The sequence below is a fragment of the Stenotrophomonas veracruzanensis genome, assembly GCF_032911525.1.
Classification (GTDB): Bacteria; Pseudomonadota; Gammaproteobacteria; order Xanthomonadales; family Xanthomonadaceae; genus Stenotrophomonas; species Stenotrophomonas africana.
In genome coordinates this window covers 52,305-61,791 of record NZ_JAWJTI010000022.1, presented here as the reverse complement: position 1 = coordinate 61,791, position 9,487 = coordinate 52,305, and the positions used below count along the sequence as shown (strand labels likewise).

At 66.8% G+C, this 9,487-nt stretch carries 8 protein-coding genes; 1 reads left to right on the top strand and 7 read right to left on the bottom strand.

The genetic code is table 11. The features are described 5' to 3' along the window. Nucleotides 1-38 precede the first annotated feature (38 nt). The 4 genes from R1H25_RS13955 to R1H25_RS13940 form a co-directional block, all read right to left on the bottom strand. Nucleotides 39-1,403, bottom strand: coding sequence for an NAD-dependent succinate-semialdehyde dehydrogenase (locus tag R1H25_RS13955; RefSeq protein ID WP_049446452.1), 1,365 nt, complete (start codon nt 1,401-1,403; stop codon nt 39-41). A gap of 83 nt (nt 1,404-1,486) precedes the next feature. After that, complete coding sequence (locus R1H25_RS13950) at nt 1,487-2,329, bottom strand: ABC transporter permease subunit (RefSeq protein ID WP_106550353.1); 843 nt, start codon at nt 2,327-2,329, stop codon at nt 1,487-1,489. Then, a complete protein-coding gene (locus tag R1H25_RS13945) occupies nt 2,326-3,258 on the bottom strand; it encodes an ABC transporter permease subunit (RefSeq protein WP_049446448.1) in 933 nt (310 codons plus the stop codon). Before R1H25_RS13945 ends, R1H25_RS13950 begins: the two co-directional genes overlap by 4 nt. Then, nucleotides 3,255-4,391, bottom strand: a complete 1,137-nt coding sequence (locus tag R1H25_RS13940) for an ABC transporter ATP-binding protein (protein WP_019337141.1) — start codon at nt 4,389-4,391, stop codon at nt 3,255-3,257. Before R1H25_RS13940 ends, R1H25_RS13945 begins: the two co-directional genes overlap by 4 nt. Nucleotides 4,392-4,664: 273 nt before the next feature. On the opposite strand from R1H25_RS13940, the gene R1H25_RS13935 reads away from it, so the two are divergent. Beyond that, on the top strand, nt 4,665-6,065 hold the full coding sequence (locus R1H25_RS13935) for an NAD(P)-binding domain-containing protein (protein ID WP_317223877.1): 1,401 nt from the start codon (nt 4,665-4,667) through the stop codon (nt 6,063-6,065). Between the two features lie 38 nt (nt 6,066-6,103). Here the strand turns inward: R1H25_RS13935 and R1H25_RS13930 are convergent, their stop codons facing one another. The 3 genes from R1H25_RS13930 to R1H25_RS13920 all read right to left on the bottom strand — a co-directional run bounded on the left by R1H25_RS13930 (nt 6,104) and on the right by R1H25_RS13920 (nt 9,460). Continuing rightward, nucleotides 6,104-7,213, bottom strand: a complete 1,110-nt coding sequence (locus R1H25_RS13930) for a polyamine ABC transporter substrate-binding protein (protein ID WP_154348755.1) — start codon at nt 7,211-7,213, stop codon at nt 6,104-6,106. A 91-nt stretch (nt 7,214-7,304) separates the two neighbouring features. Continuing rightward, nucleotides 7,305-8,702, bottom strand: a complete 1,398-nt coding sequence (locus R1H25_RS13925) for a glutamine synthetase family protein (protein WP_097049183.1) — start codon at nt 8,700-8,702, stop codon at nt 7,305-7,307. Continuing rightward, nucleotides 8,699-9,460, bottom strand: coding sequence for a gamma-glutamyl-gamma-aminobutyrate hydrolase family protein (locus R1H25_RS13920; RefSeq protein ID WP_317223875.1), 762 nt, complete (start codon nt 9,458-9,460; stop codon nt 8,699-8,701). Before R1H25_RS13920 ends, R1H25_RS13925 begins: the two co-directional genes overlap by 4 nt. Between the last annotated feature and the right edge of the window lie 27 nt (nt 9,461-9,487).

Genomic DNA, 9,487 nt, shown 5'->3' with positions numbered 1-9,487 from the left:
CGGCAATGCCGGCCAGCGCCCGGCACTACCGTTCGGGATCAAGCCACGTAGACGGTCTTGATGTTCATGAACTCATGGATGCCATGGTCGGCCAGCTCCCGGCCGAAACCGGACTGCTTGCTGCCGCCGAAGGGCAGCCGCGCATCGCTCTTGACGATGGCGTTGACGAACGCGGCGCCGCATTCCATGCGCTGGGCGAAACGCTCACCGCGAACCGGGTCGCGCGTCCACACGCTGCCGCCCAGGCCGAAGCGGGTGTCGTTGGCCACGCGCAGTGCCTCGGCCTCATCAGCAACCCGGATCACCGCAGCCACCGGGCCAAACAGTTCCTCGTCATACGCCGGCATGCCCGGACCGACCTGATCGAGCACCGTGGCCGGATAGCCGGCATGCGTGCCCGCAATCGGCTCACCACCCACCAGCACCCGTGCGCCCTTGGCCACGCTGGCCTGCACCTGCTTGTGCAGTTCGTCGCGCAGGTCGGCACGGGCCATCGGCGCCAGCGTGGTACCGCGCTCGTCGGGATCACCGTACTGGCGCTCGGCCGCGGCTTCAACGAAGCGGCGGGTGAATTCATCGGCCACCGCATCGACCACAATGAAGCGCTTGGCCGCAATGCAGGTCTGCCCGCTGTTGTCGAAGCGCGACTTCACCGCCGCCGCCACGGTCTTGTCGAGATCGGCGTCATCAAGCACCACGAAGGCATCGCTGCCACCCAGCTCCATCACCGACTTCTTCAGCTGGCTGCCGGCATTGGAGGCGATCGAGCGCCCTGCCCGCTCGCTGCCGGTCAGTGTCACCGCCTTCACCCGTGCGTCGCGCAGCACCTCGGCCGCCTGGTCATTGTCGATGTGCAGCACGTCGAACACGCCATCAGGCAGGCCTCCGTCACGGCACACCGCAAGGATCAGGTCAGCGCACTGCGGCACGTTGCTGGCGTGCTTGAGCAGGGCGACGTTGCCAGCCATGAACGCCGGGGCCAGGAAACGGAACACCTGCCAGATCGGGAAATTCCATGGCATCACCGCGAACACGCAGCCGATCGGCTCGTAGCGCACGTAACTGCGCTGGGCCTCGGTATCGATCAGCTGCGGCTTGAGATAGTCGGCCGCGTGGTCGGCGTAGTACTCGCAGGCGGCAGCGCACTTGTCGACCTCGGCCAGCGCCTCGGCCTTGAGCTTGCCCATCTCGTGCGTCATCGCCTGCTGCAGGTCGTCGCGACGCGTGCGCAGCTGCGCGGCGATCTGGCGAAGGACGGCGCCGCGATCCTGCAGCGAGCGATCGGCCCAGCCGGGGAAGGCATCGGCGGCGGCCTGCAGGCGCTGCTCGATGTCAGCAGCGCCCATCAGTTCATGGCGGTAGGTCACCTGGCCGGTGGCCGGGTCGATGATCTCGACGGTCATGGGGGATCTCCATCTGGAAGACCCCCATTGTGCGCCGCTGTCCGTGAGCCGGGTGTTGCCGGCGCTGTCGACAGGCCGTGTACTCAGCCGTTGTCCTGCCGCGCCAGCTGCAGGTCGCGCTGGCGCCGCTTCTCGGCGCGGGCGTTGATGTACCAGCCGATCACCGCAGCGATCGACACCGCCGACACCAGCAACGTGGCCAACGCGTTGATCTTCGGACTGATGCCCATGCGCACCGAAGCGAACACCTTCATCGGCAGCGTGGTCGAGCCCGGCGTGGCGACGAAGCTGGCCACCACCACGTCATCCAGCGACAGGGTGAACGCCAGCAGCCAGCCCGCCACCAGCGCCGGCGCAATGATCGGCAGGGTGATGCGGCCGAACACGGTCAACCGGCTGGCCCCCAGATCCATCGCCGCTTCCTCCAGGGACAGGTCCATTTCCTGCAGGCGCGAAGACACCACCACGGTGACAAAGCACAGGGTGAAGGTGACGTGGGCGATCCAGATGGTGGCCAGGCCGCGCGCCGGGAACCCGGGAATCGCGCCCATCGAAGCCAGCAGCGCCATCAGCGAGAAGCCCAGGATCACATCCGGCATCACCAGCGGCGCGGTCACCAGCGCGCCGAACAGCGGCTTGCCACGGAAGCGCTTGAAGCGGGTCATCACCATCGCCGCCAGCGTGCCCAGCACGGTGGCCGTGCAGGCAGTCCAGAACGCCACCACCAGGCTGGTCCACATCGCATCCATCAGCGCGCGGTCGGCGAACAGGTCGCTGTAGGCACGGGTGGAGAACCCGGCCCAGACCATCGCCAGTCGCGAGCTGTTGAACGAGTAGAACATCAGCAGCAGGATCGGCAGGTACAGGAAGGCGAAGCCGAGCAGCAGCACGCCCAGCCCCAGGCCCTTGGCGGTACGCGGGCTCATGCCTGCTTCCCTTCCAGCAGGCGCTGCTGGGAACGGTTGAACAGCAGGATCGGCACCAGCAGCAACAGGATCATCGCCACCGCCATCGCCGAGGCCCCCGGCCAGTTGCGGTTGTTGAAGAATTCATTCCACAGCTGGCGGCCCACCATCAGCGTTTCCGAGCCACCGAGCATTTCCGGGATCACGAATTCGCCGATCGCCGGAATCATCACCAGCATGCAGCCGGCGATGATGCCGGCCTTCGACAGCGGCAGGGTAATGCGCAGGAACGCCTGCCACGGCTTGGCACCGAGGTCGTAGGCCGCTTCCAGCAGGCGGTGGTCATGCTTGACCAGATTGGCGTACAGCGGCAGCACCATGAACGGCAGGTAGCAGTAGACGATGCCGATGTAGGCGGCGGTCGGGGTGTCGATCAGCTGCAGCTTGGGCAGGCCCATCGACGTCATCAGCGTCTGCAGGCCGGTGAACTGCAGGAACTGGTCGAGCAGGCCGTTGCGGTCCAGGATCGCCTTCCACGCATACACGCGGATCAGGAACGAGGTCCACGACGGCAGCACCACCAGCATCATCGCCACGTTGCGTGCGGCCGGTGACAGGCGGGCGATGGCATAGGCCATCGGGTAGCCGATCAGCAGCGTGAAGAAGGTGGAGATGGCCGCGATCCTGATCGAGCTCAGGAACGCCTGCGCATAGATCGAATCGCGGAACAGCGCCAGGTAGTTTTCCAGGTTCAGCTTCAGCGAGAAGCCGCCGTCGGCGTACTGCAGCAGCCAGGTGTACGGCGGCGAGCCGACCCGGCTGAGCGAGAAGCTGATCATCAGCACGATCAGGAACGGCACCGCGAAGAACAGCAGCAGCCACAGATACGGAATGCCGATCACCGTGGCACGCAGCCCCGGCAGCCAGCGCTTCAGGCCGGCCGTGCTCATGAGGTCAGCACCACGCCGTCGTTGTCACGCCAGTGCACCCACACCTCGTCGCCCCAGGTCAGGCCATCGCTGGCCCAGCGCTGCGAGTTGGCGAAGTTGGCCAGCACCTTGGCGCCGCTGGGCAGGCGCACGTGGTAGACCGAATGGCTGCCGAAGTAGGCGATGTCCTCGATCACGCCCTGCGCCTTGTTGGTGTGCCCTTCCGGCTCGTCCTTGCCGATCATCACCTTCTCGGGGCGCAGCGCGAACGCGACCGGCTGCCCTTCATACCCGGTGATGCCGTGCGCGATGTAGATCGGCGCCGGGAACAGCGGCGAACGCACGGTCACGTACTCGGGCAGGTCCTCGTCGATCACCCCGTCAAACAGGTTGACCGAACCGATGAACTCGGCGACGAAGCGGTTGGCCGGCTGCTCGTAGACCTCGTCCGGCTTGCCCACCTGCTGGATCCAGCCGGCATCCATCACCGCGATGCGGGTGGCCATGGTCATCGCTTCTTCCTGGTCGTGGGTGACCATGACGCAGGTCACGCCCGACGATTCGATGATGCTGACCAGTTCCAGCTGCATCTGCGAGCGCAGCTTCTTGTCCAGCGCACCCATCGGTTCGTCCAGCAGCAACAGCTTGGGCCCCTTTGCCAGCGACCGCGCCAGCGCCACGCGCTGCTGCTGGCCGCCGGACAGCTGGTGCGGCTTGCGCTTGCCCAGGTGGCCCATCTGCACCAGGTCGAGCATCTCGCCGACGCGCTTGCTGATCGCATCCTTGCCCAGGCCATCCTGCTTCAGGCCGAAGGCGATGTTCTGTTCAACCGTCATGTGCGGGAACAGGGCATAGGACTGGAACATCATGTTGACCGGCCGCTGGTACGGCGGCAGCGCGTCCAGGCGCTGGCCATCGAGGGTGATGCTGCCCTTGGTGGGCGTCTCGAAGCCGCCCAGACAGCGCAGCAGAGTCGATTTGCCACTGCCAGAGCCACCGAGCAGGGCAAAGATCTCGCCCTTGCGCACGTCCAGATTGACGTCGTCGACGGCGACGAAACCGTCGAATTCCTTGCGCAGGTCACGAATGGAGAGATAGCCGGGCGCACCGGTCGTGTCGACGACGGCGGCTACCGGCTGGGCTTCAACGGGCATGGGGGCTCCGGGAGCGGGCGGTGGACAGCGGCCGCCATTCTAACGGCCGGGGGACGCAGGGGATATGACGGCAGTGGGTGGAAGCGGCCGCTGGCCAGCCCCGCGGCCCCGGGGCGTGTCGGTTTCCCCCCGCCGTGGTGCCCTGTCCGCTCGAGGGCCCGGGCTCCCCTGGACGCCCCTGCGGCCGGCCCGGCCAGGCGCCACGGGCGTTGGCCCGATCTGCAACGTTTTTCAGAACCGGATATGTTGAAGGACTGGGCCATTGCCCGCGCAATGGCCCGGATCAAGGCCTTGCATGGACCCACACTGGTGATTTCCCCGGACAGCCCCTCCCCTTTCCCGCCCCGCCTGCCGGACTCCCTGCCTGCAACGCTGCCGCTGGTCATCATCGGCGCCGGCCAGGCCGGGTTATCCCTCAGCGCGCTCCTGCAGGAGGCCGGCATCGAGCATCGCGTGCTGGAGGCCGAAACCGTGGGCGCCAGCTGGCAGCGGCGCTGGGAGTCGTTCCAGACCAACACCGCCAACGCGACGATGGCCCTGCACGGTCATGCCTATGCCGGCGATGATCCGGAAGGCTTCATGGGGGCCCCGGAGTTGATCCGGCGGCTCCGCGACTATGCCGACGAACGCGCGTTGCCGATCAGCGAGGGGTGCGTGGTGCGCCGGGTCGCGCCTGAGTCCGGCGGTTATGCCATCGACAGCAGCCAGGGGCTGGTCCACGCCCGCGCGGTGGTGGTCGCCACCGGTGAATATCGCCGCGCGCGGATGCCCCGGGTGCCCTTCGCGCCCGCGTCAGGCCTCACCGTGCTGCACTCGGGCGACTACCGCAGTGCCCGCCAGCTGCCCGATGGCGCCGTGCTGGTCATCGGCGGTGGGCAGTCCGGCGCGCAGATCGCCCAGGACCTGCGCGACAGCGGTCGCAGCGTGTACTGGTCACTGGCCCAGCGTCATTCGCATACCCGCCGGCTGCGCGGCAAGGACTCGATGACCTGGTGGGACATGGCCGGGCGCATCCACCAGCATGTGAGTGAGGCGGCCGCCGTACTGGCCGGAGAACCGGATGCGCTGCGCAAGGCCCGCACCGCGGAGTTTCCGCTGATTTCCGGCAAGGGACGTGCCGGCCTGGGCAGTTCGATCAGCCTGCTGTCGATGCACCGCGCTGGCATCAGGCTGCTGGGCCGTTTGCAGGAGTTCAGTGGAAACACGGCCCGCTTCGCCGATGTCCGTCCGCAGCTGCGCACCGCGATCGAGGCGACGCGGACCGAATATGCCTATCTCGATTCGCTGGCCAGCGCGTACTACGCCACGCGGCCCGAACCACGCACCGACGATGCCCGCTACATTCCCGAAGAGGTCTACCTGCACTGGGAGCCGGAACCGTCCCCGTGCGAGCTGGATCTGCAGGCCGCAGGCATACGCTCGGTGGTGCTGGCCACCGGTTTCGTCGCCGAATGGCCGTGGCTGGACGTGCAGGGCGTGCTGGATGCGCACGGTTATCCGCTCGGAGAGTTCGGCGTTTCACCGCAGCCAGGGTTGTTCTTCATCGGCATGCACAACCTGCAGCGGATGAGTTCATCGTTCCTGTGCAACGGCGGCCGCGATGCACGCGACCTGCTGCCGCCCATCCTGCAGCACCTTGGCCGAAGCGGGAGTACCGGCTTCGGCGCAGGGTAAGGGAGCCGCCGGGGAAGGCCCGACGGCACCAGACCGGCTTAGCGGCCGGTCTTCACCTCGGTCCACAGCCGGGTGTAGAGCTTGTCGGTCTCCGGCGTGTTGATCGAATAGGTGAACATCTTCTCGGCCACGTCGGCCGGCGGGTAGATGGTCGGATCGGTCCGGATCGCCTCGTCCACCAGCGGGGTCGCGGTCGGCACCGGGTTGGCGTAGTGGATGAAGTTGGTGTTGGCCGCGGCAACCTTCGGCTGCAGCAGGTAGTTGATGAACGCGTAAGCGGCTTCCGGATGCTTGGCATCCTTCGGGATCGCCAGCATGTCGAACCACTGCGGAGCGCCTTCCTTCGGGATCGAGTAGGCCACGTGCACGCCATTACTGGCTTCCTCGGCGCGGTCGCGGGCCTGGATGATGTCACCCGACCAGCCGACCACCAGGCAGGTACCACCGTTGGCCAGCGACCCCACGTACTGCGAGGAGTGGAAATTCTGCACGTACGGGCGGATCGACTTCAGCAGGTCGGCCGCCTTCTGCAGCTCGGCCGGGTCACCGCTGTGCGGGTCCAGGCCCAGGTAATGCAGCGCGATCGGGATCATGTCCGCCGGCGTGTCCAGGATGGTCACGCCGCAGTCCTTCATCTTGCTGATGTTCTCCGGCTTGAACACCAGGTCCCAGCTGTTGGCGATGTCGGTGCTGCCGCCAAAGCGCTGCTTCAGCATCTCCACGTTGTAGCCGATGCCGGTGGTGCCGATCATGTACGGCACGCCGTACTGGTTGCCCGGGTCCTGGGTGGCGATGCGCTTCATCACCGCCGGATCGAGATTGGCCAGGTTCGGGATCTTGCTCTTGTCCAGCGGCAGGAACACGCCGGCCTGGATCTGGCGGCCGAAGAAGTTCAGGGTCGGCACCACCACGTCGTAGCCACTGTTGCCGGCCAGCAGCTTGGTCTCGACCATCTCATCACTGTCGAACACATCGTAGGTCACCTTGATGCCGCTCTCCTTCTCGAAGGTCGGGATGGTGTCCTCGGCGATGTAATCGCTGTAGTTGTAGACGTTCAGGACCTGGCTGTCCTGCGCGCCGCCGTTGCCACCGCTGCAGGCGGCGAGCATGGCGGAGGCCAGGCTGAGCGTGAGGATACGCAGCTTCATCGGGTGCTCCAGAATGCGGAAAGGGGGGCCAGCGGGGCCGGCAACGGGTGCCAGCCTACCCCCCGGCGGCGGATTTTTCTATTCCAGATGCTCAGACGTTCAGCAGCAGGAACTCACGCTCCCACGAGCTGATGACGCGGAAGAAGGTCTCGTATTCCTTGCGCTTGACCGAGATGTAGGCGCGGCAGAAGCGCTCGCCCAGCAGTGCCTGCAGCTCGCTGCACTGCTCCAGTCCGTCCAGCGCCTCGCCCAGCGAGCGCGGCAGGTTGTAGCCCAGTTCCTTGGCGCTGCCGGTCACCGGCGCGTCCGGTGCCAAGCGCTCGCGGATGCCCAGCAGGCCGCAGGCCAGGGTCGCCGCCATCGCCAGGTAGGGGTTGGCGTCGGACCCGGCGAAACGGCTTTCCACGCGCATGTTCTCCGGCGTGTCCAGCGGCACGCGCAGCCCGCAGGTGCGGTTGTCATAGCCCCAGTGCACGTTGCTCGGCGAAACCTCGCCGAACACCAGCCGCCGATAGGAGTTCACGTTCGGCGCGAAGAAGGCCATCGCCTGCGGCACGTACTTCTGCAGGCCGCCCAGGTAGTGGCCGAACACCGGGCTGAACTCGCCCTCGGCATGGGTCTCGCCGGCGAATACATTGCTGCCATCGCTCACCCGCACCAGGCTCTGGTGGATGTGCATGGCGCTGCCCGGCTCGTTCTCCATCGGCTTGGCCAGGAACGTGGCATACACCCCGTGGCGCATCGCCGCCTCGCGCATGGTGCGCTTGAACAGGAACACCTGGTCGGCCAGGTCCATCGCATCGGCATGGGTGAAGTTGACCTCCAGCTGCGCTGCGCCGGATTCGTGGATCAGCGTGTCCACGTCCAGCTTCATCGCATCGGCGTAGTCGTACATCAGGTCGAGGATCGGGTCGAATTCGTTGACCGCGTCGATCGAGTACGACTGCCGCGCGGTTTCCGGCCGCCCGGAGCGGCCGGCCGGTGGCAGCAGCGGGAAGTCCGGGTCGGTATTCTTCTGTACCAGGAAGAACTCCAGCTCCGGCGCCACCACCGGGCGCAGGCCCAGCTCGGCGTAGGCCGCCAGCACGCGGCGCAGCACGTTGCGCGGCGCCAGTTCGTGCGGCTCACCGTTCTTGGTGTAGCAATCGTGGATGACCTGCGCGGTGGCGTCTGCTGCCCACGGCACCATGCGCACCGTGTCCGGATCGGGGCGCAGCATCATGTCCGAGTCCGACGGCGACGTCAGGTCGTAGTAATCGTCAGGGAACTCGCCAGTGACAGTGGTGGCGAAGATGCCTTCGGGCAGCCGCGTGCCGTAGTCGTGCGAGAACTTGTCGGCGGGAATGATCTTGCCACGCGCGTTGCCGGTGATGTCCGGCACCAGGCACTCGACCTCGGTGATGCGCCGTTCCTTCAGCCAGCGCAGCAGGCTGCTTTCCTGCGGTGCGGGGGGCGTGGCCGTCTTGCGCGGGCGCGTTCGGGAACTCATCGGGAATCCAGTCGGTTCTGTTGGTGCTGCCGGCAAGCTTGGCCGAACGCACGGAAAATAGCGTGATAGAACGGCGCCTGCATGACACGCCACTCCGGGTGCCACTGTACGCCGAGCACGAAACCATGGTGCAGGCTGCGCGCCGCCTCGACCAGCCCATCATCTGCCACGGCCTCGACCTGCAGGCCCTGCGCGAGGCGGGCAATGCCCTGCCCGTGCACCGAATTGACCTGTGCGCGGTCACTGCCGTGCCACTGCGCCAGCCAGCCATCGGCGACCAGGGTAACCGCGTGGGCCGGCCCGTACTGCACCTCCACCGGCGCCTGTAGGTCTTCGCGATGGTCAGATAGGCCAGGCACCGCGTGTACCTGCGGATGCAGGCTGCCCCCCAGCGCGACGTTCAGTTCCTGGAAGCCGCGGCAGATCGCCAGTACCGGCAGGTCCAGCGCCAGCGCCTCGCGCAGCAGCGCGAACGCATTGGCATCACGGGCCGGGTCATGCGGATTGCCCGGCCAGCTGCGGCCGCCCTCGTAATGCTGCGGTTCGATGTTGCTGACCGCGCCGGTCAACAGCAGGCCATCAAGCCCCTGCAGCCAGTCGCCAGCCGGCAAAGGAGGCTGCAGGCTCGGCAGTACCACCGGGGTCACTTCGGCGGCCTCGGCCAGCGCGCGCACGTACTTCTCGCCAGCCACCGCGAAACGGTGGTGGCCGAGCACGGTACTGTCGGTGGGCAGGCCCACCCAAGGCAGGCGGCGCATGGGAAAACTCCTTGGCGTGCGAACACG

Coding starts and splice junctions, on each gene's coding strand:
- R1H25_RS13940 (WP_019337141.1), bottom strand. CDS start 4,391: ATGCCCGTTGAAGCCCAGCCGGTAGCCGCCGTCGTCGACACGACCGGT.
- R1H25_RS13950 (WP_106550353.1), bottom strand. CDS start 2,329: ATGAGCCCGCGTACCGCCAAGGGCCTGGGGCTGGGCGTGCTGCTGCTC.
- R1H25_RS13920 (WP_317223875.1), bottom strand. CDS start 9,460: ATGCGCCGCCTGCCTTGGGTGGGCCTGCCCACCGACAGTACCGTGCTC.
- R1H25_RS13945 (WP_049446448.1), bottom strand. CDS start 3,258: ATGAGCACGGCCGGCCTGAAGCGCTGGCTGCCGGGGCTGCGTGCCACG.
- R1H25_RS13925 (WP_097049183.1), bottom strand. CDS start 8,702: ATGAGTTCCCGAACGCGCCCGCGCAAGACGGCCACGCCCCCCGCACCG.
- R1H25_RS13930 (WP_154348755.1), bottom strand. CDS start 7,213: ATGAAGCTGCGTATCCTCACGCTCAGCCTGGCCTCCGCCATGCTCGCC.
- R1H25_RS13955 (WP_049446452.1), bottom strand. CDS start 1,403: ATGACCGTCGAGATCATCGACCCGGCCACCGGCCAGGTGACCTACCGC.
- R1H25_RS13935 (WP_317223877.1), top strand. CDS start 4,665: ATGGCCCGGATCAAGGCCTTGCATGGACCCACACTGGTGATTTCCCCG.